This window comes from Thermoflexus sp., assembly GCF_042408365.1.
Taxonomy (GTDB): domain Bacteria; phylum Chloroflexota; class Anaerolineae; order Thermoflexales; family Thermoflexaceae; genus Thermoflexus.
The window spans coordinates 1-21,046 of record NZ_JBHOQJ010000177.1; the positions used below are offsets into that span (position 1 = coordinate 1).

Sequence of the window (21,046 nt, forward strand, 5' to 3'; positions counted from 1 at the left end):
CCAAAGGATCGCGCGGGGTGCCCCAAGTTCCCGGGGAACTCCCGGTAGGGCCTTTGCGGGCGGCCAACCTGTATTGCCTTCGGTTCAAGGCGGCGTTGAGATCCCGATCGATCTCCCGCCCACACTCCCGCCCCGAAACACGCGCACCGACCGGGGCCCCTTCGGCCCTACCCCCCACACCGCGAGCAGCGCCGGGTGGACGGGCAATCCGGCGGGGCCACGATGAGCGTCGCCCCATCCCATTGGGCTTTGGAGGCCAGGAACCGAAGGAACATCCCCCACCTCGCATCGGCGACCGACCGGGAGAGCCGGCCCCGGACCATCCCCCGCACGCTCAGCGCCTCCACCCCCCGCACCGGCTGGGGTTTCGCCCGCCCGGTGGGGACCGGAGGCAGGCAACCGCAACGAAGCCTGGGCATAGTTTCGGGATCCCTTCGGCTGGCGGGAAAGCTGCCGCGAGCGGCGGCGCAGTAATCGCAGCGCCTTCGCCAGGAACTTCGACGCCTCGATCCGCGTCCCATCGGACCGCACGAGGAAGAACATCCGCCCCAGGTCGATCCCCACCGGCTCCCCTGCGCGGGGGACGGAATCCGGGCGCTCCACCTCGCCCGGGAGGCGCACGAACCAGCGGTCGGCCTCCCGGGCGATGGTAACGGAAAGGATCCGGGCCTTCCCCGCTTGAAGGAGGGAAAGAAGCTTCTCCGTCCACTCCTGGGTGCGGATCCTCCCCAGGCGCGGCAGCGGCACGTGGCGAGGGGACACCCGGATGGCGCCGGTGAGGCGGGCCTTGGGGTCCTCGAGGGCTTTCTTCCGTTTGAAGCGGGGCTTTCCCGCCCTCCTGGCGCGCCAGTTCCGAAAGGCCCGCTCGAGGTCCCGGAAGGCCTCCTGGGGGGCGCATTGGGAGACCTCCTGCCACCAGGGGGCGTGCGCGCGTTTCCAGCGGTTCCATTCTTTGTGGAGCGCCCGGGCGGAGGGGAGGCGTCTTCCCGGCTCCAAGGCCTCCCGGCAGCGGGCCAGGCCCCCGTGGGAGGCGAAGCGGGCCGCCCCCACGGGCTGGGCGAGGGCGATGCGCGGCGCGACGTTGGGGGCGAGCTCCAAGCGGAAGGCTTGGGTCACTCGCATCGCAGAACCTCCAGGGCCTTCCGGGCTCACCGACGGGCCGAGCGACGACTGTGGCGTCTTTTACATCGCGATAGATGATAACAAAAATGGGAGCAGTTGGGAACCCCACGAGGAGGGGAGAAGAACGGTTTTCTCTGGGGTGCGAGCCACGTCAGCGGCCCGCACCCCAAAGGGATTTCACCAGTGAACAGATCAGCGCCGTTCAGCGCATGAAATCGTTCCGTTACGGCTTGGGATCCTCCAGGTAGCGCACCAACAGGCGCACCCCGTATCCCGTCCCGCCTTTCGGGACGTAGCCGCGAGCCTTCTCGGCCATATCCATTGGCGCGATGTCCAGGTGGGCCCAGGGGACGCCCTCCGGGGCGAACTGTTTGAGGAACATGGCGGAGGTCCCCACCCCCCCATAGCGCCCGCCGCTGTTTTTCACGTCCGCGACCTCGCTTTTAATGCGCTCCAGGTAATCTTCCCACAACGGCATCCGCCACAGACGCTCCCCGGTCGCCTCGGCGGCGCGGAGCAGCGCCGCCGCCAGCTCGTCGTGGTCCGAAAACAGAGCGGCGGCCACATCCTGCCCCAGGGCGATGATCGCCGCTCCGGTGAGGGTGGCCACATCGATGACCGCCCGGGGGTTGTAACGCGCCGCGTAGGAGAGGGCGTCCGCCAGGATCAGCCGGCCCTCGGCGTCGGTGTTCACGATCTCGATGGTCTTGCCGTTGAGGGCGCGCAGGATGTCCCCGGGCTTGTAAGCCCGACCGGAGGGCATGTTCTCGCAGGCCGGGGCCAGGGCCACAATAGGGACGGGCAGTTGGAGGGCGGCGGCGGCCAGGGTCGCGCCTAACACGGCGGCCGCGCCGGCCATATCCCCCTTCATGGTCAACATCCCTTCCTCGCTTTTCAGGTTCAGGCCTCCGCTGTCAAAGGTGATCCCTTTCCCCACCAAGACCACCGGCTGCTCCCGCTGCCCCCCTGGGGTGTATTCCAGGATGATGAAGCGGGGCGGCTCCTCGCTGCCCCGGGAGACGGCGAGGAGCGCCTCCATGCCCAGTGCCGCGATCTGTTGCTCGTCCAGCACCTGGGCCTGCACGCCCACCTCACGGGCCAGCCCGGTTACCTCCTCCGCCAACCGGCGTGGGGTCATCACGGACCCCGGCTCGTTCACCCAATCCCGAACCTGGTTCACGAAGCGGGCGAGGATCTCCGCGCGGCGGGCCCCGGCGGCGATGGACGCTTCCTTCGCGGCGTCGAATTCCACCAGCAGAAGGACCTCCGGTCCCTGTCGGCTAGCGTTTTCCTTCTTCCGTTGATAGGTGTAAAGGCCCAACAGGGTGCCCTCGACCGTCGCCTGGGCCGCCTCCTCGGGGGAAAGGCCCCCGCGACCGGCTCCGTGGACCACCGTGGCGAGCCGCCGCACATTCAGGTCCCGGGCGCGTTGGGCGGCGGCCGCGGCGGCGTGGCGGACCTTCTCCGCGTGGAAGGAGGCCTCCGGGCCCAACCCGACCAAGATCACCCGTGGCGCCGGGATCCGCCCGTCGGTATAGAGCACCAGGGTCTCGCCCAGGCGGCCCCGGAAATCCCCGGCCGCCAACACCCGCGAGATCTTCCCCTCCAGCGCCCGATCCACCGCCGCGGTGGCTCCACCGGGGCTGGTTACCCCTTCCAGCAGGTTCACCACCACGGCATCCGCCTCCACCGCTTGGATCGCACCGATCCGGACCTCAATTTGCATCGAAGACCTCCAGTAGGGGATCCTCTCGGGGCGTTATAACATAATTTCCCCACACCGTCCACTCGTCGCGGCGGTGTTGCTGTCCTCTGGATAAACTGGGGTTGCAAACGGAAATGGATGGAGATTGTGCGATAAGTCACTAATTTGTTGTATATTTCTCGAAGCTGCCCATTTAAGGTTGAAAAGCGCACCATGTCTTGACAGCAATTAATGACTTCCGCTATAATCGGAAATGCCTTCGGATGAGATCCTCCCAGGTGAGCACCTCGATGCGATTGCAAGGGTCCTATCGGTTCAAGACGGAGATCGCTCGGGTTTGGGGGGCCCTGATGAATCCTCAGGTGATCGCCCGCCTGCTGCCTGGGGTGGAACGTTTGGAGCCTGTGGGGAACGATGTGTATGAGGCGGAAATGCGCCTGGGCATCGGGCCCATCAGCGGTCGTTATAAAGCTCGCATCACCCTCTCCGAGATTGATCCCCCCAACCATTATCGCATCCGGATTCAGGCTCAGGGTCCTCAAGGCACGGTGGATGCCAACGGCGTCATCGATCTCACCGCCGAGGACGGTGAGACCGTGATGCATTACGAGGGCGAGGCGGTCGTGACCGGCTTGCTGATGAGCATGGGCGCCCGGCTCCTGGAGCCCACTGCTCAGATGCTGGTGAACCAGGGCTTGAAGAACCTCGAGGCCCAGCTGGGTTCCTCCTCTTGAAGGGAAGAACATTTTCTCTTCCTAATCACAGTCCGGATAAGGAATGTCCGAGCGCATCTGAAAATTGTTGAAGCAGCGTGAACTGGAACGGGTGGGGCGCTTGTGGTGGTAAAACGGCACCACAGGGATTGCTGGGTTGGGAAAGGCGGCTCCCAAGGGTTTTCAGCTGCGCGTAATGCTTCCATTCCTTCTCTTTACACATAAGGAGGGGCCCATGAAAGTTCCAGTGACGGTCACGGTGAACGGCCAGGTGTATCAGCGGGAGGTAGAGCCCCGGATGCTTCTGGTGCATTTCATCCGGGAGGTCCTGGGGCTGACCGGGACCCACGTGGGGTGCGACACCAGCCAGTGTGGCGCCTGCGTGATCCTGATGGACGGGAAAGCCGTGAAATCGTGCACGGTTTTCGCCGTTCAGGCGGATGGGGCTCAGATCACCACCATTGAAGGCCTGGCGCGGGATGGGCAGCTCCATCCGCTCCAGGAAGGCTTCTGGGAGATGCACGGCCTCCAGTGCGGCTTCTGCACCCCCGGCATGATCCTCGCTGCTTATGACCTCCTGCAGCGCAACCCCAACCCCAGCGAGGAGGAGATCCGTCGCGCGCTGGAGGGGAACTACTGCCGCTGCACCGGCTATCACAACATCGTTCGAGCTGTGCGCTACGCGGCCGAGAGGCTCCGCGTGCAGGCCTGAGGCTCAAAGCGTGCGTATTCCACCCGACTTGGATGGGGCAAAGGAGGGCGGCGATGGCGACGCGCTATTTCGGTGTGGCGATGAAACGGCGGGAGGATCCGCGCTTCATCACTGGGCGCGGCACGTATGTGGATGATCTGACCCTGCCTGGTCTGGTTTACGCGGCGATGGTCCGCAGCCCCCACGCCCACGCTCGGATCAAGGCCGTTCACAAAGAAAAAGCCTTGCAGCATCCCGGGGTGATCGCCGTGTTCACCGGGAAGGATATGGTGGATAGCGGCGTGAAGCCCCTCCCATGCGGATGGCTGCTCCCCGACATGAAGCTCCCGCCGCACTACCCCATGGCCGTGGATAAGGTCCGCCATATAGGGGAGATCGTGGCGGTGGTGATCGCCCAGGATCGCTACACGGCGGAGGACGCGGCGGAGCTAGTGGAGGTGGAGTATGAACCCCTCCCCGCGGTGGCCGACGGCGCGAAGGCCCTTCAGCCCGGCGCCCCCGCGGTCCACGATGAGGCCCCCGACAACGTCTGCTTCCGCTGGTCCATCGGTGACAAGGAGAAAACCGAGGAGGCGTTCCGACGGGCCCATCGGACGGTGAAGCTGGAGCTGGTCAATCAGCGGTTGATCCCGAACGCCATTGAGCCTCGGGCGGCGATGGCCCAGTATAACCCAGCCACCGACGAATACACCCTGTGGGTCACCAGCCAAAACCCCCACGTCCACCGCCTGCTGTTGGCTGCCTTCGTCCTGGGCATCCCGGAGCACAAGCTCCGGGTGATCTCCCCGGATGTGGGCGGCGGCTTCGGGAGCAAGATCTTCCTTTATCCGGAAGAGACCATCGTCACTTGGGCCGCCAAGCAAGTCGGCCGGCCGGTGAAGTGGACGGCGCGGCGGCGGGAGAGCTTCGTGAGCGACGCCCACGGCCGCGACCACATCACCGAAGCCGAGCTGGCGGTGGATGAGAGGGGAAAGATCCTGGGGCTGCGGGTGAAAACCATCGCCAACCTGGGGGCCTATCTCTCGACCTTCGCCCCCGCGATCCCCACTTACCTTTACGGCACCCTGCTCTCCGGCCAGTATGAGATCCCGACGATCTATTGTGAGGTGACCGGTGTCTTCACCCACACCACGCCGGTGGATGCCTACCGGGGGGCTGGGCGGCCGGAGGCCACATATGTGGTGGAGCGGTTGATGGACCGGATGGCCCGGGAGCTGGGGGAGGATCCGGCGGAGTTCCGCCGCAAGAACTTCATCCCGCCGGACCGGTTCCCCTACCAAACGCCGGTGGCCCTTCAGTACGACAGCGGCAATTACGAGGGCGCCCTGAACCGGGCCCTGGAGATAGTCAACTACAAGGAGCTGCGCCGGCAACAGGAGGAGCTGCGCAAGCAGGGCCGCTACATCGGCATCGGCCTCTCCTGCTACATCGAGGCCTGCGGCATCGCCCCCTCCCAGGTTGTCGGCTCCCTGGGCGCCCAGGCCGGCCTCTGGGAGAGCGCCCTGGTCCGCGTGCACCCCACGGGCAAGGTGACGGTCTACACCGGCTCCCATACCCATGGCCAGGGCCACGAGACCGCCTTCGCCCAGATCGTGGCCGATGAGCTGGGGATCCCCATCGAGGATGTGGAGATCGTCCACGGGGACACGGGGAGCGTGCCCTTCGGGATGGGGACTTACGGGAGCCGGAGCGCCCCGGTGGGCGGCAGCGCCATCGTCTTGAGCCTTCAGAAGATCAAGGAGAAGGCCCGCAAGATCGCGGCGCATCTCCTGGAGGCGGCGGAGGAGGACGTCGTCTTCGAGGACGGCAAGTTCTATGTGAAAGGCGTGCCGGATCGATTCAAGACCTTCCAGGAGGTGGCCCTTCAGGCGTACCTGGCCCACAACTACCCGCCGGGCTTGGAGCCCGGGCTGGAAGCCTCTTCCTTCTACGATCCGAAGAACTTCACCTTCCCCTTCGGCACCCACATCTGCGTGGTGGAGGTGGATCCGGAGAGCGGGAAGGTGAAGATCCTGCGCTACGTGGCGGTGGACGACGCCGGGCGGATCATCAATCCGCTGATCGCGGAAGGTCAGGTCCACGGCGGCATCGCCCAGGGGATCGGGCAGGCGCTGCTGGAGGGCGCGATCTACGATGAGAACGGCCAGCTCCTTTCGGCTTCCATGCTGGATTACGCCCTCCCGCGGGCAGATGACCTGCCGTCCTTCGAGATCGATCACACCGTGACGCCGTGTCCCCACAACCCGCTGGGGGTCAAGGGGATCGGGGAAACCGGGACCATCGCGGCGACCGCGGCGGTGGCCAACGCGGTGATGGACGCCCTGGCGCCCTTCGGGATCCAGCACCTCGATATGCCGTTCACCCCGGAGAAGATCTGGCGGGCCATCCAGACGGCCCGCGCGGCCTGATGCGGTGGGGTGGGAACGGCGGATGCCCTTCCCACCCCCTGGGCATCCTAACCGGAGAGGAGGGGGCGATGTATCCGGCATCTTTTGAGTACTATCGGGCGAGCACGCTTCAGGAGGCTTTAAGCCTCCTGCGTCAGCATCCAGAGGCCAAGGTGCTGGCGGGCGGGCATTCCTTGATCCCCCTGATGAAGCTCCGGCTGGCGAACCCGCCGGCGTTGGTGGACATCGGGCGGGTGGCGGAGCTCAAGGGGATCCGGCGGACCGACGGGACGGTGATCATTGGCGCCCTGACCACCCACCGCGAGGTGGAGCACTCCGGGGAGTTGAAGCAGTGGTGCCCGCTCCTTCCCGAGGTGGCCGCCTACATCGGGGATCCCCCGGTGCGCAACATGGGCACCATCGGCGGGAGCCTGGCCCATGCGGACCCAGCGGCGGATTACCCGGCGGCGATGTTGGCCCTGGGGGCGACCGTGAAGGCAGTGGGGCCGGGGGGTGAGCGGATGATCGCTGCGGACGATTTCTTCGTCGGAATGCTCACCACCGCCCTCCAGCCCGGCGAGATCCTGACCGAGGTCCACGTGCCGGTCCTGGGCAAGGGAACGGGTTGGGCCTACGAGAAGTTCCCGCATCCGGCCTCCCGCTACGCTGTGGTGGGGGTCGCCGTGGTGGTCCGGGTGGAAGGGGGAGTCTGCCGGGAGGCGCGGATCGGCATCACCGGTGCGGCCCCGAAGGCCTTCCGGGCCACGAATGTGGAGCAGGCGCTGGCCGGCAAGCGGCTGGATGAGGCAACGGTGCGGGCGGCGACCGAGAACATGGTGAGCCCGGAGGGCTTGCTGAGCGATCCCTTTGCCTCGGCGGCCTACCGGGCACATCTATGCGCCGTGCTGACCCGCCGGGCCCTGCTTCGGGCGGCTGAACGGGCGGCGTAGGAAGCAGGGTTCGATGCCGATCTTCGACCCGGGAGCATCGGGGGTGCGTATGGGACCCCATGCGCACCCCTGGGTTGTTTTTGGCGGTCGTTTCGTAGGGGCAGGCCTTGTGCCTGCCCCTATGTTTAGGATGGGGCCCTTCGTGGCTTGCCATCCCAGTTCTCAAATCGGGTAAGGAGCATTACATTTTGGATAATTCGTGTTAGAATTTCCTCGAACCTGTAATCCTAGCCCCTGACTTCATGGGCAGCGGAGGGCATGCGTGGTGTTTCCTCGCTCGATCGATGAGGTGATCCAGGCCCTGCAGGCTCACCAATACATCGCGGACCGCGGGCTGGCGACCGCGATCTACTTGGCGTTGCGCCTGGGTCGCCCCTTGTTCCTGGAGGGCGAGCCCGGTGTCGGCAAGACGGAGGTCGCGAAGGTCCTGGCGAGCTTGCTCCAGACCGAGCTGATCCGCCTCCAGTGCTACGAGGGGCTGGACGTCCACAGCGCGGTCTACGAGTGGGATTACGCCCGCCAGATCCTGCAGATCCGGATGCTGGAGGCCACCGGCGAGCGGGACGAGGCCCGCATCCGCCAGCAGATCTTCAGCCCGGCCTTCCTGATCAAACGACCGCTCCTCCAGGCCCTCGAGGCGAAGAACGGCCGCGCCCCGGTGTTGCTCATCGACGAACTGGACCGGGCGGATGAGGAGTTCGAAGCGTTCCTGCTGGAGCTGCTCTCCGACTGGCAGATCACCATCCCGGAGATCGGGACGGTGCGGGCAGAGCAGCCACCGATCGTGGTCATCACCTCCAACCGGACGCGGGAGATCCACGACGCCCTCAAGCGTCGCTGTCTCTACTTCTGGATCGATTACCCATCTTTCGAGAAAGAGGTCATGATCGTGCGGGCCCGGATCCCGGAGGCCCCGGAGCGCCTGACTCGCCAGATCGTGGCCTTCGTCCAGGAGCTACGTCGGCTGGATCTCTACAAGCTTCCCGGCGTCGCCGAGACCCTGGACTGGACAGCGGCCTTGCTGGCGTTGGACCAGACGGAGCTGGACCCAGCGGTGATCGATGAGACCCTGGGGGTGCTGCTGAAGTATCAGGACGATGTGCTCAAGGTGCGGGGCGAGATGGCGCGGGATCTGCTGGCGAAGGCGATGCTCCAGGCCGAGATGGCGGGGGGCGTATAGTGCCTCCATCCACACCGCAGCCCGCAAGGCGTGATCCCCTCCCGCAGGCTCCGAACGGCGCGACTCCTACCAAACATTACGCGCAAGCAGAAATCGGATGTCCGGTTATTTCCTTCATCACCTGATCCGTTTCGGTCGAACGCTTCGGGCGGCCGGGATCCCGATCACCCCGGGCCAGATCATGGCCTTGGTGCGGGCGTTGGAGTGGATCCCCATCGGGGATCGGGAGGCCTTCTATCATACTGCCCGTTGCACGCTGATCTGTCGTCGGGAGGACCTGGAGGCCTTCGACCGCATCTTCGAGTGGTTCTGGCGCAATCCCCAGATGGGTGGCCTGCTTCCCCCGGGGCTCCTCCCCACCGCCCCCGGCCCCGTCCGTCGGCGGGAGAGCCGCCCCCGCCCGGCCGAAGTGGGGCACCTCCCTTCCCCGCAACCTCAGCCGGGGAACCCGGAAGCCCCGCCGGTGATCCTGGCCGACCGGGCGATGACCTATAGCCCCATCGAGATCCTGCGCCGGAAGCAGTTCGAGCGGTTCTCTGAGGAGGAGATCCAACTCGCCCGGCGGCTGATGGCCCGGCTGCGCTGGCGGATCCATGAGCGGGAGACCCGACGCCTCCGCCCAGGTCTGAAGGGGGAGCGCCTGGACCTCCGGCGAACCGTGCGGCGGAGCATGCGTCACTATGGGGAATGGGTGCGCCTGCTCTGGCGGACCCGCAAGCGCAAGCCACGCCCCCTGGTGGTGCTCTGCGATATCAGCGGCTCCATGGAGCGATACGCCCGGATGTTCCTGCATTTCCTCCACGCCCTGAGCCACACCCGGCGCCAGGTGGAGACCTTTGTCTTCGGCACCCGCCTCACCCGCATCACCCGCTGCCTGCGCCACCGAGATCTGGATGAGGCGCTGCGCGAGGTCGGCAAGACCGTGATGGACTGGTCCGGGGGGACGCGGATCGGCGAATGCCTGCACGCCTTCAACCGTGACTGGGCCCGACGGGTGCTCGGTCGGGGGGCGGTCGTGATGATCATCAGCGATGGCTGGGACCGGGGGGATATCGATCTCCTGCGCCGGGAGATGGAACGGCTCCAGAAACTGTGCTATCGTTTGATTTGGCTGAACCCGCTGTTGGGCATCCCCGGGTATCAACCGCTCACCCGAGGGATGCAGGCCGCTCTCCCTTACATTGATGATTTCCTTCCCGTGCATAACCTGGCCAGCTTGGAGCAGTTGGCCACTCATCTCGAGCGGCTTCCGCCCCGCCGCTCCGCCCGGCGTTCGGGTCGGCCCCGGCCGGTGGAGGCGCTCGAAGGGATAAACGGGGAAAACAGGCTCTGAAGGGGATCGTCCTAAATCGCCGTCGGGAGGTCCAGGGATGCGTGAGGTGTTAGAGGCGATCGAGCGGTGGAAGGAACGGGGCGAGCGGGTGGCGCTGGCCACGGTGGTCAAGGTGATCGGCTCCGCGCCTCGGGATGTGGGGGCGAAGATGGCGGTCTCCTCCGGCGGCGAGATGGCCGGATCCGTGAGCGGGGGCTGTGTGGAGGGCGCGGTCTTCGAGATCGCCCATGAGGTCCTGCGCACCGGGCGCCCCCGCTTGGTCCGTTTCGGGATCAGCGACGAGATGGCCTGGGACGTGGGGCTGGCATGCGGGGGGACGATTGAGGTGTTCGTGGAGCCGCTGCCGTAAACGTGGGAGATCTTCCATCGCCCCAGAGGGGGGAGCCATGAACTGGTTCGACCGGGTGCGGGAGGCGATCCGGAGGGAGGAGCCGCTGGCCATCGCGACGGTGATCCGCGGGCCTGAGGCCTGGGTGGGGGCGAAGTGGGTTATCGAGCCGGCCGGGGATGGGTGGGGGAGCGTCCACCCGGAGCTGGACCGCCAGGTCCGGGAGCTGGCCCAGCGCTATTTGGCCATCGGCCACTCCGGCACGGTGATTCTCCTCAGCCCTGAAGGAGAGGTGGAGGTCTATATCGAAACCCACATCCCCGCCCCCCTGTTGATCATCGTAGGAGGCACCCACATCGGCATCGCCCTCGCTTCCATCGCCAAGGTGCTGGGCTGGCGGGTCTACCTGGTGGACCCTCGCCGCACCTTCGCCACGCCGGAGCGATTCCCCCATGTGGACCGCCTGATCCATGCCTGGCCGGATGAGGTTCTCCCGGACCTCATCACCTCCCGCACGGCCGTGGCGGTCCTCACCCATGACCCCAAGCTGGACGACCCGGCGGTGATCGCGGCGCTGCAGAGCCCGGCCTTCTACGTGGGCGCCCTGGGGAGCCGGAAGACCAACGCCCGGCGCCTGGAGCGCCTGCGCCGCAAAGGGGTCCCGGAGGAGCTCTTGGCCCGTCTCCATGCTCCCATCGGCCTGGACATCGGTGCGCGCACTCCGGAGGAGATCGCGTTGAGCATCATGGCGGAGATCGTGGCGGAGCAAAGTCGGTTGCGGCAAGCCGTGCACACGGCCATACCGGAGGAGACCCGGACATGAAATTCGGACCGGTCCCGGTGGAGGCGGCTGCGGGGAAGGTGTTGGCCCACAACCTGGCGGATCAGCATGGGAACCGCCTGTTCCGCAAGGGCCGGCGTCTGAGCGATCAGGATGTGGCTCGACTGAAAGCGGAGGGCTACCGGGAGGTTGTGGTTGCCGAGCTGGAGCCCGGCGATGTGGGGGAGGATGAGGCGGCGCGGCGCATTGCCCGGGCCTGCGAGGGCCCCGGCCTGCGTCCCGTGCCCGCGGCTGGGGGACGGGTGAACTTCATAGCCGATGCAGCGGGGGTGTTCCTGGTTGAAGTCGACCGTCTGGCGCAATTGAACCGCCTCCCGGGCGTCACGTTGGCGACCCTGACCCGAGGGAGCGTGGTCCGTGCCCGCCAGATGGTCGCCAGCCTCAAAGTCATCCCCTTTGCGCTGCCAGAGGCCGTCGTCGCCCAGGCGGAGGCGCTGCTCCAGGGGAATGGCCCCCTGATGGGCGTTTTCCCCTTCCAGCCTCGTCGGGTCGCTCTGATCCTCTCCGGCCATCCGGCCCTCTGGCCCCGCTTGGCGGCCGACTTCGAAGGTCCTTTGCAGGAGCGCGTGCTCCGGTGGGGAGGGATATGGATCGGGACGGAGACGGTGCGCCATGAGGAAGGCGAATTGGCGCAGGCGATGGAAGCGGCCCTCGAGCGGGGGGCGGATTTCCTGATCTTGGCGGGCGAGACGGCGATCATGGATGAGGAGGACATCGCCCCGCGGGCGATCCGGCGCATCGGGGGGACGATTGAGGCCTTCGGCGCACCGGTCGATCCGGGGAACCTTTTGTTGATCGCCTATCGGGGGGAGATCCCCATCCTGGGGGCGCCGGGGTGCGCCCGGAGCCGTCACCGGAACGTGGTGGACTGGGTGATCCCCCGCCTGATGGCCGGGCTCCGTCTGACCCGGGAGGAGATCGCGTCGATGGGCCACGGCGGGTTGTTAGAGGATGTAGAAGAACGCCCCGCCCCTCGATGGGTTGGAACTCCTGCGTAAAGCCTGTGCGTGCTCTCTCCTGGAAACGTTCGTGGGATGCTGAGGCCCTGGCACCCCAGGAGAGGCTTTGTGTGTTAAGAAGGCCGCCTTCTGGGCCTCCTCAGCCCTAATCCATATGACTGCCCTTGATCTCCCCGGGATAGTCTCCCAACGCGTGTGGATGATCGTTCCACAGAGAACTTCGTTGGGCGTGGCCGTGGGATAGGATAGAGGCACCCCTCGTGGATGCCTTTACATGGGTGCCCCAGGGGGATGGGTCATCCACACGCGCAAGACCGTCGAATCATCCACCCTTCGGGGAGACCACCATTCGGCAAAGGATCCCGGAAAGCCGAAATTTTCGGGGTCTCTTTTTGACAGGGGGGATGAGGTTGGTTATCATAAGTGATGGTTCAAGATCTTCTTCTGGGTCACGACAGTGAACCTGTCGTGATCCAAGGAGAGATCCTTCTGCAACAACTGAATACCACGACCTGCGGGGCAGGGTGAGGCCGTCTCGAGGCGGCCAATTCCCGATCGGCGGTGATGGAGGGAGCTTCGCTCACCTCCTCAGCCCGCGAGCCGAGGCCGACAGCGCCGAGGCAGGACACCGGTGAAAGTCCGGGGCCGACCGTATAGTCGGGATGGGAGCAGGTGGCATTCCCACGGCGCGCCGCGCATGGCGCGAGGCGTGCCCTGAAGGTTCTGCGAAACACCTTTGGGGCGGTTGTCCCGTGCGCGGTGAAACCTTATGGTTTATCCTGCCCCCGGAGGTCGAAGGACCTACGGGGGCTTTTTGTTGGCGCGGTGGGAAGGGAGGTCCGGAAGGCCAGCGCTTCCGGGCTCGTGTCTTGTTTCCTGCCCCGAGGGTCTGAGAATCCTTCGGGGCTTTTTTATTTCAGGCCTAGGGGTTGCGCTGCTCGGGGCCCGCGAGCGAGAGGGAAAGGGCCCCATCTCTAAGAGCCCGCGAGGAAACCAACCGCTGGGCGGTGGAGCGCCGAGTTCGGCTCAACGAGTTGCGGAATGGAGATCCTCAAGATGTATGAAAAAGCGACCGAGTGGAGCATCACGAGGCGTATCGGGATCTGGCTTCCCCGCATAGGGGCGGCGCTGCTTTTCGTGTTGGTCTGGACCCTCCTCGTCCGCCTGGGGAACTACCCGCCGTTCATCCTCCCCGGGCCGGAGCGGGTGGCCGCCCGGCTATGGGCGATGGCGGTCGAAGGGACGCTCTGGCGCCACTGGTGGGCGACGGCGGTCGAGGTCGGGCTGGGCCTGGGCTTGGGAGTCGCCGTCGGCCTGCTCCTGGCCTATCCGCTGGCGCATTGGCGGCCTTTCGAGCGGCTGGTGGCCCCTTATCTGGTGGCCTCCCAGGCAGTGCCCATCGTGGCGGTGGCGCCGCTCTTGATCATCTGGTTCGGCCCCGGGCTGTTGGCCCGGGTCCTGGTCAGCGCCCTCATCGCCTTCTTCCCCGTCCTGATCTCGGCCATCGCCGGCTTCCGTCAGGTTCCTCCCGAGTGGCGGGAGCTGTTCCGCAGCCTCCAAGCCACTCGGTGGCAGACCTTCTGGAAGCTGGAGTGGCCAGCGGCGCTGCCCATGATCTTCGGAGGGCTCAAGATTGGAGGGACCCTCTCGGTGATCGGAGCGTTCGTGGGAGAGCTGATCAGCGCCGACCGAGGGATCGGCTTCCTGATCAAGCAGGGTCAGGGGCTCTACGATACCCCCCTGGTGTTCAGTGGGATCATCCTTTTGGCCTCCCAGGCCCTGTTGCTATACGGGGTGATTTCTGCGCTGGAGCACCGCTGGGCGCGTCCGTGAAAGGGATCGTGTGTTCGTTGATCTTCCCCCTGGGCCGCTTCGGCCTGAAAAATCCTACAGGAGGTGAACGATGTCTCGTCGCTGGATTCCATCGGGCTTACTTCTCATCGCGCTAACCGCGTGCCAGGTCCTCTCTGCTCCGCCGGGACCGGCCACCCCCATCCCCATCCGCCTGCCGATGGGGTATATCGCCAACGTCCAGTTCGCCCCTTTCTATGTGGCCGTCGATAAGGGCTACTTCGCCCAGGAAGGGATCGAGCTTTCCTTCGACTACAGCTTCGAGACCAACGGCGTGCAGCTGGTGGGGGCGGGGCAGCTGCCCTTCGCTGTGGTGAGCGGCGAGCAGGTGCCCCTGGCCCGGGCCCAGGGGCTGCCCGTGGTGATGGTCGCCCAGTGGTATCAGCGCTATCCCATCGCGGTCTTCGCGCTGGCGGAGAGAGGGATCCGGACTCCCCAAGATCTGCGGGGTCGAAAGGTGGGCCTGCCCGGCTTCTTCGGCGCCTCCTATGTGGGGTTCAAGGCGCTGCTCTACGCCTCCGGTCTGCGGGATGAGGAGGTGGAGGCCGTGGACTTGGGAGGCTTCACCCAGGTGGCGGCGGTGAAGGAGGGGAAGGTGGACGCGGCGGTGGGTTACATTAACAACGAGCCGCTGGTGCTGCGACGGGCCGGCCTCGCGGTGGATGTCATCGACGTCGCGGATCACGCGGCCCTGGTCGGCAACGGGATCATCACCAACGAGCGGACGATCCGGGATCAGCCGGATCTGGTGCGGCGGTTCCTGCGGGCCTTCCTGCGAGGCTTGCGGGATACCCTGCGGGATCCGCGGGAGGCCTTCGAGATCAGCAAGAAATACGTGGAAGGCCTAAGCGGTGAGAACGAGGCGGCCCAGTGGGAAGTGCTCCAGACCACGCTGCCGCTGTGGCAGGCGGAGGTGCTCGGTCGCTCCGATCTGCGGGCATGGCAAGAGATGGTTGCTGTGCTGGTGCGCATGGGTCAGCTCCAGGAACCGGGGGACGTCCCGCGGATGTTCACCAACGCCTTTGTGGAGGAGCTCTGGCCCCAGGTGGAACGCGGGCGATGAGCGATCGATCGATCCTGTCCGCGCGCCGGATCACCCATATCTACCTCACCCCGCGAGGGGAGATCCCGGCCCTCCGGGAGGTCTCGCTCGCCTTGCGGCCGGGGGAGTTCGTTTGCTTGGTGGGGCCTTCCGGGTGTGGGAAGACCACCTTGTTGCGGATCCTGGCGGGTCTGCTCCGGCCGACCCAGGGGGAGGTCTGGCTGGGGGCTCAACCCCTTCAAGGGCCGGATCCGCGGATCGGGATTGTGTTCCAGAAGGACTCGCTGTTGCCCTGGCGGACGGCGCTGGAGAACGTGCGGCTGCCCCTGGAGCTGAGCGGGTGGCCCAGCCTCGAGGCGGCGCGCCAGGCCCAGGCGTGGCTGGAGCAAGTGGGGCTTCAGGGCTTCGAGCACGCCTACCCCCGGGAGCTCTCCGGAGGGATGCAGCAGCGGGTGGCGCTGGCCCGCGCCCTGGCCGCCAACCCGGAGATCCTGCTTCTGGATGAGCCTTTCGCGACCCTTGATGCGATCACCCGAGAGCGGCTGAACGAGGTGCTGGTCGACCTATGGGAGCGGCAGCGGAAGACCGTGCTGATGGTCACCCATGATGTCCAGGAAGCGGCCTGGCTGGCGGACCGCGTGCTGGTGATGAGCCCGCGCCCAGGATCGATCATAGCCGAGATCCAAGTTCCGCTCCCCCGCCCCCGCGGGGCGGACCGCTGGTCGCATCCGACCTTCCTCCAGACGGTATGGGCCATCCGCCAGGCGTTAGGGAATGGAGGGGCATAATTGAATCTGGAAGGAATCCTTTACCTCCTCGTGTGGCTCTGCCGCACGAGGAGGGGGCATTCCCCTCATCGCGTAGCCCCTTTGAATTTTGGGGGTTTGAAGCTCCACCATCCAAAGAGGCGACTACCGGCAGCTGGAAGGCCTCGCTGGGATCCGGGGCCCAGTTGACTTGGAGAGCGCTCCTCTTACAATGAATGGGTGTAAGCCAACTTTGAGCTGAGAAAAGCTTTTGGGGTGGAATCGAACGTCGAGCCTATCGAATCCGGCTGGAGGAAGCGATGGATATCTTCGCGAAGTGCCACGAGTTCACCACTGCGAAAGAGGCGATGGCAGCCGGCATTTACCCGTATTTCATCCCCCTGGAGGACACCGAGGGGACCGAGGTGGTCTACCAAGGGCGCCGTATCCTCATGTTCGGATCCAACAACTACCTGGGCTTGACCACCCATCCGAAGGTGAAAGAGGCGGCGATCGAGGCCCTGAAGCGCTATGGGACCTCCTGCACCGGCTCCCGCTTCCTGAACGGGACGCTGAAGCTCCATCGGGAGCTGGAGGAGCGCCTGGCAGCCTTTGTGGGCAAGGAAGCGGCCCTCGTGTTCTCCACCGGCTACCAGACCAACCTCGGGACCATCTCCGCGCTGGTCGGGCGAGGGGATTACGTGATCCTGGACAAGGAGGATCACGCCAGCATCGTAGACGGCGCCCGGATGTCCATGGGGATCACCAAGCGGTTCTCCCACAACGACATCGCGGCCCTGGAGCGGCAATTGGCCTCTCTCCCCCAGGAGGCCGGCAAGCTGGTGGTGGTCGATGGGGTCTACTCCATGGGCGGGGACATCGCGCCGTTGCCGCAGCTGGTGGAGGCCTGCCGGAAATACGGGGCGCGGCTGATGGTGGATGACGCGCATTCCCTGGGTGTGCTTGGGCCCAACGGCCGAGGGACCGCCGCCCACTTCGGGCTCACGGATCAGGTGGATCTGATCATGGGCACCTTCAGCAAGTCCTTCGCCTCGATCGGCGGCTTCATCGCTGGGGACGAGCCGGTGATTCATTACATCCAGCACCACGCCCGTTCTCTGATCTTCAGCGCCAGCCTGCCCGCCCCTAACGTGGCCGCGGTGCTGGCCGCCCTGGAGGTCATGCTGGAGGAGCCAGAGCGCGTCCAGCGGGTGAACGAGATCGGAGCCAAAATGCGCTACGAGCTCAAGCGCCTGGGCTTTGACATCGGACCCAGCCAAACTCCGATCGTGCCGATCATCATCGGCGACGACATCCGAACGGCCCTGGCGTGGAAGGCTCTGTTCGAGGAAGGGGTCTACGTGAACTGCGTGGTGGGGCCAGCCGTTCCTCCAGGGAAACAACTTCTTCGCACCTCTTATATGGCCACCCACACCGACGAGCAGCTGGAGCGCGGCCTGGAGATCTTCGAGCGGGTGGGTCGTATGCTTGGCCTCATCAACCCCTCCACGGCGCATGTGGAAGCATCGGCGTCCCCGACCTCGTAGCCGCGACGGATGGGACGCTTCGGCACGGATTCGGTTGGCCGTAATGTAAGAGCTAGATTGGGGAAGGTGGGAATCTGCCGGCAAAGCGCCCTCGCGGGGAGCGGGCGCGAAGGATGAGCGCTACAGGTCGTTTCAATAGGGGTGCGCGAACCTGTCTCAAGGAGAGGCTTCCAGGATGCCGCTTTATGAATACCTGTGCCGGGACTGCGGGATGAAATTTGAGCTCCTGCGCGGGATGGCCCAGGCGGACGATCCGGCGCCATGCACAGCGTGTGGCAGCACCCGGACCGGCCGGCTGATCTCCCTCTTCGCTGCCATCAGCGACGGAAAGGTGGTGGCGGGGCCTACCGGCTGCGCGGCCTGTTCCTCTCATAGCTGCGCCGCATGTGGGCTGCACGGATGAGGGAAATCCACAGCGCGCTGAGGAGGCGCTGGGATCCAGCCGGCCGGAGGCATGCGATGACCCATGGGCATCCTTTCCGCCTCCTGAAGGGCGCCTTGGGGATCGGACTGATCTGGATCAGTCTCGCTCTTCCGCTGGGATCCCCGGGCGTCTGGGCTCAGGGCGATTTTCAGGCCCAGGTGATCTCACCCCCGCGGGATCAGCCGGTCTGGGGCACTGTGGACATCGTGGGGATCGCCACCCATCCGAATTTCGCCAAATACGATGTGGCGATCTTAGACGCTCATGACTTCTCAAAGGAATGGCGCTGGCTGGTTCAAGGCCGATCGGTCCGGGCGGATACGCCCACGGTGCTGGCGACGTGGGATACCCGTCTCTTCCCAGACGGGGAATACGTGATCCTGATTCGAGTATGGGATCAGGGCGGGGGTTGGCATGACTTCCTCTTCCCAGGATATCGGGTAGCGAACGCCCAGCCGACGCCCACCCCCACGGAACCGATCGCCCCTACGATCGAGCCGGAGCCGACGGGCACATTCGCGATGACCCCAACCGTCCAGATCGAGCTCCCGCCCACCGCAACCCCGGGCCCGACTCCCACACCGATCCCGGGCCTCCGGCAGCCCCTCCCAGGGAGCAGTCTCGGGTTGGAAGCGCTCCTGGGAGCCTTTTTCACGGGAGTCCGATGGACGTTCACCCTCTTCGGGGTCTGGGGAACCCTTTTGCTCCTTCGCTGGGGATGGCGCTGGTGGCGCCGTCGTTAGGGATCCGGGGCGACGTGGAGGGAAGCGGAGCATGGCAGGAGAGCCCATCCGGGTGCTTCACTTCGCGGATCTTCATATCGGCATCGAAGCCTACGGCCAGATCGATCCGCAGACCGGGCTGAACCGGCGGGTGGTGGACTTCCTGCAGGCCTTCGATCGCGTGGTGGAGCATGCGATCCACGAGGAGGCCGATCTGGTCCTCTTCTGCGGCGACGCCTTCAAGAACCGGGATCCATCCCCCACCTATTTGAGAGAGTTCGCCGCCCGCCTCCGACGCTTGCTCGAGGCTGGGATTCCGGTGTTCTTGCTGGTGGGCAACCACGACCTGCCGGGGATGGAGAAGCGTGCGACCCCGCTGGATATCTTTGCGGAGTTCCGGTCGCTGTTGCGGGAGGGGGATCGCTTAATCGTGGGGCGTCGGGAGGCCGTGCACCGAATCGATACCCGCCGGGGCCGTCTCCAGCTGATCGCGATGCCCTTCCCGGTGCGGACGCGGCTCCTGAAGGACGAAGCATGGCGGAACCTTCCTCTGGAGGAGCTGGACCACAAGCTGCGGGAAGCCCTCTATGTGTTGCTGCAGCGCATGTTAGAGGCCGAGATCGATCCAGCTCTGCCGACGGTCGTGGCCGGCCATTTCTCCGTGGAGGGAGCCACTTATGGCTCCGAGCGCCAGGTGATGATCGGCTACGATGTGGTTCTGCCCCCTTCGATGTTTCAGCACCCGGCGATCGATTACGTGGCCTTAGGCCACATCCACAAGCATCAGGCGGTGGGCGACGGTTCTCCCCCGATTGTATACAGCGGAAGCGTCGAGCGGGTGGACTTCACAGAGGAAGAGGAGCGGAAGGGGTTTTGCTGGGTTGAGGTGCGCCGCGGGGATACGCAGTGGCGTTTCGTGGAGCTCCCGGCGAGGCGGTTCACCACATTGGCGATTGACCTTCGGAACGCCTCCGACCCGGAGATGACCGCCATCGCTCAGATCCGCCGCGCCGCGCCATCGCTCCGGGATGCGGTGGTGCGCGTGCACGTCCGCATCCGGCCCGAGCAGATCGAGAGCATGCGGGAGGCGCGCTTGCGGGAGGAGCTGGAGAAAGCGGGCGCGTTCTACATCTCCAGCGTTCGAATCGAGAAGGAGGAGATCACCCGCCTCCGCCTGGCGCTGGGCGAGGTCGAGCGGTTAACCCCGCTGGAGTTGTTAGAGCGCTATTTGGAGTCCCGGGATCCCCCACCTGACCCTGAGTGGCGTGCTCGATTGTTGCGGGCGGCGGAGCAGCTGATGAAGGAGCAGGAAGACCTCTGATCGCGAGGGATGGCAAGGTGTTCCACGAATGATTGGTGGTGATCCTTTGGGGGCTGGGGGCCGTCGAAGGCAGCCCCCAGCCCCCAAAGGATTTCTCCCCCTCCCTGCAGCTCTCTGGGCTGTGGGGAGGGGTCACTTGTCTTCCCGATGGCATACCCCAATGTGAAGAAACACCACAAGCTCAATCCGGCCTCAATTCCCTATCAAGCGAGAAGCGAGAGGTAGCGATGGAGCTGGTGCGGTTGGAGTTAAAGAACTTCTTAAGTTATCGCGAGGGGGAGCTGGATTTCACCGGCCTACATCTGGCCGCCCTGGTGGGGCCGAACGGCGCCGGCAAGAGCAGCCTCCTGGACGCCATCACCTGGGTGCTATGGGGTAAAACGTCCCGCGGTCAGGACCAAGATCACCTGGTCCATCGGGGGGAGAAAGAGGCCCGGGTGAGCCTGACGTTTCGGTTGGGAGAGGCCACTTATCGGGTGACCCGGGTTCGGCGGCGCGGGAAGGGGAACCTGCTCGACTTCCAGATGGTGGCGCCCCGCCAGCGCTCCCTTTCCGGCGCTGGGATCCGTGAAACCCAGGAGGCGATCCACCAGGTCCTCCAGATCGACTTCGATACGTTTGTCAATTCCGCCTTCATCCGCCAGGGGCGCGCCGATGAGTTCACCACCAAGACCCCGGCCGAACGCAAGGAGGTCTTGGCCGACATCCTGCGGCTGGATCAATGGGCGAGGTTAGAAGAGAGAACGAAGGAGAAGATCCGCCAGGTCGACATGGAGTTGGAAAACCTGAAGTGGCGAATCCAAGAGTATGAGAATGAACTGCAGCGGCGGCCGGAGTACGAAGCCGCCTTCCAGCAGGCGTCGATGGAGCATTTGGCCCGACAGGAGGAACGGGAGGCGGTGGAGCGGGAATGGGAGGGGCTGCGCCGGGATCAGGACCGGGCGCGATCGATCGAGGAACAGCTCCGGGCTCTGAAGGAGCAGCGACAAGAGAACGAGCGCACCCTCAGTCACCTGGCGGAGCAGATCGCTCGGCAGCAGGAATCCCTGAGGCATTGGCGTGAGCTGATCGCCCGGCGGGCTTCGATCGTTTCAGCGTGGGAGGAGCTGCAACGGGCGCGGGAGGCCCTCGCGCGGATGGACGAGGCCTCCCGGGAGGCCCAC

Annotated in this window: 19 protein-coding genes; 17 read left to right on the forward strand and 2 right to left on the reverse strand. The window is 65.5% G+C overall.

Translation table 11 applies throughout. The features are described from left to right. Positions 1 to 84 precede the first annotated feature (84 nt). Complete coding sequence (locus ACFMO5_RS08165) at positions 85 to 1,122, reverse strand: RNA-guided endonuclease InsQ/TnpB family protein (protein ID WP_376792255.1); 1,038 nt, start codon at positions 1,120 to 1,122, stop codon at positions 85 to 87. 223 nt (positions 1,123 to 1,345) lie between these two features. Beyond that, positions 1,346 to 2,848, reverse strand: coding sequence for a leucyl aminopeptidase (locus ACFMO5_RS08170; RefSeq protein ID WP_376792256.1), 1,503 nt, complete (start codon positions 2,846 to 2,848; stop codon positions 1,346 to 1,348). Between the two features lie 269 nt (positions 2,849 to 3,117). Here ACFMO5_RS08170 and ACFMO5_RS08175 point away from each other — a divergent pair, with 269 nt between their 5' ends. The 17 genes from ACFMO5_RS08175 to ACFMO5_RS08255 form a co-directional block, all read left to right on the forward strand. After that, the gene (locus ACFMO5_RS08175) at positions 3,118 to 3,561 is read left to right on the forward strand and encodes a carbon monoxide dehydrogenase subunit G (RefSeq protein WP_376792257.1); all 444 of its coding nucleotides are present in this window, start codon (positions 3,118 to 3,120) and stop codon (positions 3,559 to 3,561) included. Positions 3,562 to 3,775: 214 nt separating this feature from the next. Further along, positions 3,776 to 4,252: a (2Fe-2S)-binding protein gene (locus ACFMO5_RS08180; protein WP_376792258.1), complete on the forward strand. Its 477-nt coding sequence runs from the start codon at positions 3,776 to 3,778 to the stop codon at positions 4,250 to 4,252. A gap of 53 nt (positions 4,253 to 4,305) precedes the next feature. After that, positions 4,306 to 6,660, forward strand: coding sequence for a xanthine dehydrogenase family protein molybdopterin-binding subunit (locus ACFMO5_RS08185; RefSeq protein ID WP_376792259.1), 2,355 nt, complete (start codon positions 4,306 to 4,308; stop codon positions 6,658 to 6,660). A 68-nt stretch (positions 6,661 to 6,728) separates the two neighbouring features. Continuing rightward, positions 6,729 to 7,589: an FAD binding domain-containing protein gene (locus ACFMO5_RS08190; RefSeq protein ID WP_376792260.1), complete on the forward strand. Its 861-nt coding sequence runs from the start codon at positions 6,729 to 6,731 to the stop codon at positions 7,587 to 7,589. A 265-nt stretch (positions 7,590 to 7,854) separates the two neighbouring features. Next, positions 7,855 to 8,769 (forward strand): AAA family ATPase, encoded by a 915-nt coding sequence (locus ACFMO5_RS08195; protein ID WP_376792261.1) that lies wholly within the window; start codon positions 7,855 to 7,857, stop codon positions 8,767 to 8,769. Positions 8,770 to 8,866: 97 nt separating this feature from the next. Next, positions 8,867 to 10,102 carry a VWA domain-containing protein gene (locus ACFMO5_RS08200; protein ID WP_376792262.1) on the forward strand — a complete coding sequence of 412 codons (1,236 nt, stop codon included), beginning with the start codon at positions 8,867 to 8,869 and terminating at the stop codon, positions 10,100 to 10,102. A 37-nt stretch (positions 10,103 to 10,139) separates the two neighbouring features. Continuing rightward, on the forward strand, positions 10,140 to 10,451 hold the full coding sequence (locus ACFMO5_RS08205) for an XdhC family protein (RefSeq protein ID WP_376792263.1): 312 nt from the start codon (positions 10,140 to 10,142) through the stop codon (positions 10,449 to 10,451). Positions 10,452 to 10,488: 37 nt separating this feature from the next. Continuing rightward, complete coding sequence (locus ACFMO5_RS08210) at positions 10,489 to 11,253, forward strand: XdhC family protein (protein ID WP_376792264.1); 765 nt, start codon at positions 10,489 to 10,491, stop codon at positions 11,251 to 11,253. Then, positions 11,250 to 12,269, forward strand: a complete 1,020-nt coding sequence (locus ACFMO5_RS08215) for a molybdopterin-binding protein (RefSeq protein WP_376792265.1) — start codon at positions 11,250 to 11,252, stop codon at positions 12,267 to 12,269. The genes ACFMO5_RS08210 and ACFMO5_RS08215 overlap by 4 nt, the downstream gene beginning before the upstream one ends. Before the next feature lie 1,017 nt (positions 12,270 to 13,286). Next, on the forward strand, positions 13,287 to 14,063 hold the full coding sequence (locus tag ACFMO5_RS08220; protein ID WP_376792266.1) for an ABC transporter permease: 777 nt from the start codon (positions 13,287 to 13,289) through the stop codon (positions 14,061 to 14,063). A 70-nt stretch (positions 14,064 to 14,133) separates the two neighbouring features. Then, on the forward strand, positions 14,134 to 15,144 hold the full coding sequence (locus ACFMO5_RS08225; protein WP_376792267.1) for an ABC transporter substrate-binding protein: 1,011 nt from the start codon (positions 14,134 to 14,136) through the stop codon (positions 15,142 to 15,144). Then, the gene (locus tag ACFMO5_RS08230; RefSeq protein ID WP_376792268.1) at positions 15,141 to 15,911 is read left to right on the forward strand and encodes an ABC transporter ATP-binding protein; all 771 of its coding nucleotides are present in this window, start codon (positions 15,141 to 15,143) and stop codon (positions 15,909 to 15,911) included. The genes ACFMO5_RS08225 and ACFMO5_RS08230 overlap by 4 nt, the downstream gene beginning before the upstream one ends. A 278-nt stretch (positions 15,912 to 16,189) precedes the next feature. Further along, positions 16,190 to 17,416: an aminotransferase class I/II-fold pyridoxal phosphate-dependent enzyme gene (locus tag ACFMO5_RS08235; protein WP_376792269.1), complete on the forward strand. Its 1,227-nt coding sequence runs from the start codon at positions 16,190 to 16,192 to the stop codon at positions 17,414 to 17,416. Between the two features lie 175 nt (positions 17,417 to 17,591). After that, on the forward strand, positions 17,592 to 17,819 hold the full coding sequence (locus ACFMO5_RS08240; RefSeq protein WP_376792270.1) for a zinc ribbon domain-containing protein: 228 nt from the start codon (positions 17,592 to 17,594) through the stop codon (positions 17,817 to 17,819). A gap of 56 nt (positions 17,820 to 17,875) precedes the next feature. After that, entirely contained in the window at positions 17,876 to 18,583 is a 708-nt protein-coding gene (locus tag ACFMO5_RS08245) for a hypothetical protein (protein ID WP_376792271.1), read from the forward strand. Positions 18,584 to 18,614: 31 nt separating this feature from the next. Continuing rightward, positions 18,615 to 19,883 (forward strand): exonuclease SbcCD subunit D, encoded by a 1,269-nt coding sequence (locus ACFMO5_RS08250; RefSeq protein WP_376792272.1) that lies wholly within the window; start codon positions 18,615 to 18,617, stop codon positions 19,881 to 19,883. A 227-nt stretch (positions 19,884 to 20,110) separates the two neighbouring features. After that, the coding region (locus tag ACFMO5_RS08255; protein ID WP_376792273.1) for an AAA family ATPase at positions 20,111 to 21,046 on the forward strand (936 nt) is incomplete at its 3' end.

Excerpts from the sequence above, each read along its gene's own strand:
- ACFMO5_RS08165 (WP_376792255.1), bottom strand. The coding sequence starts at position 1,122 with ATGCGAGTGACCCAAGCCTTCCGCTTGGAGCTCGCCCCCAACGTCGCG.
- ACFMO5_RS08170 (WP_376792256.1), bottom strand. The coding sequence starts at position 2,848 with ATGCAAATTGAGGTCCGGATCGGTGCGATCCAAGCGGTGGAGGCGGAT.
- ACFMO5_RS08175 (WP_376792257.1), top strand. The coding sequence starts at position 3,118 with ATGCGATTGCAAGGGTCCTATCGGTTCAAGACGGAGATCGCTCGGGTT.
- ACFMO5_RS08180 (WP_376792258.1), top strand. The coding sequence starts at position 3,776 with ATGAAAGTTCCAGTGACGGTCACGGTGAACGGCCAGGTGTATCAGCGG.
- ACFMO5_RS08185 (WP_376792259.1), top strand. The coding sequence starts at position 4,306 with ATGGCGACGCGCTATTTCGGTGTGGCGATGAAACGGCGGGAGGATCCG.
- ACFMO5_RS08190 (WP_376792260.1), top strand. The coding sequence starts at position 6,729 with ATGTATCCGGCATCTTTTGAGTACTATCGGGCGAGCACGCTTCAGGAG.
- ACFMO5_RS08200 (WP_376792262.1), top strand. The coding sequence starts at position 8,867 with ATGTCCGGTTATTTCCTTCATCACCTGATCCGTTTCGGTCGAACGCTT.
- ACFMO5_RS08205 (WP_376792263.1), top strand. The coding sequence starts at position 10,140 with ATGCGTGAGGTGTTAGAGGCGATCGAGCGGTGGAAGGAACGGGGCGAG.
- ACFMO5_RS08210 (WP_376792264.1), top strand. The coding sequence starts at position 10,489 with ATGAACTGGTTCGACCGGGTGCGGGAGGCGATCCGGAGGGAGGAGCCG.
- ACFMO5_RS08215 (WP_376792265.1), top strand. The coding sequence starts at position 11,250 with ATGAAATTCGGACCGGTCCCGGTGGAGGCGGCTGCGGGGAAGGTGTTG.
- ACFMO5_RS08220 (WP_376792266.1), top strand. The coding sequence starts at position 13,287 with ATGTATGAAAAAGCGACCGAGTGGAGCATCACGAGGCGTATCGGGATC.
- ACFMO5_RS08225 (WP_376792267.1), top strand. The coding sequence starts at position 14,134 with ATGTCTCGTCGCTGGATTCCATCGGGCTTACTTCTCATCGCGCTAACC.
- ACFMO5_RS08230 (WP_376792268.1), top strand. The coding sequence starts at position 15,141 with ATGAGCGATCGATCGATCCTGTCCGCGCGCCGGATCACCCATATCTAC.
- ACFMO5_RS08235 (WP_376792269.1), top strand. The coding sequence starts at position 16,190 with ATGGATATCTTCGCGAAGTGCCACGAGTTCACCACTGCGAAAGAGGCG.
- ACFMO5_RS08240 (WP_376792270.1), top strand. The coding sequence starts at position 17,592 with ATGCCGCTTTATGAATACCTGTGCCGGGACTGCGGGATGAAATTTGAG.
- ACFMO5_RS08245 (WP_376792271.1), top strand. The coding sequence starts at position 17,876 with ATGACCCATGGGCATCCTTTCCGCCTCCTGAAGGGCGCCTTGGGGATC.
- ACFMO5_RS08250 (WP_376792272.1), top strand. The coding sequence starts at position 18,615 with ATGGCAGGAGAGCCCATCCGGGTGCTTCACTTCGCGGATCTTCATATC.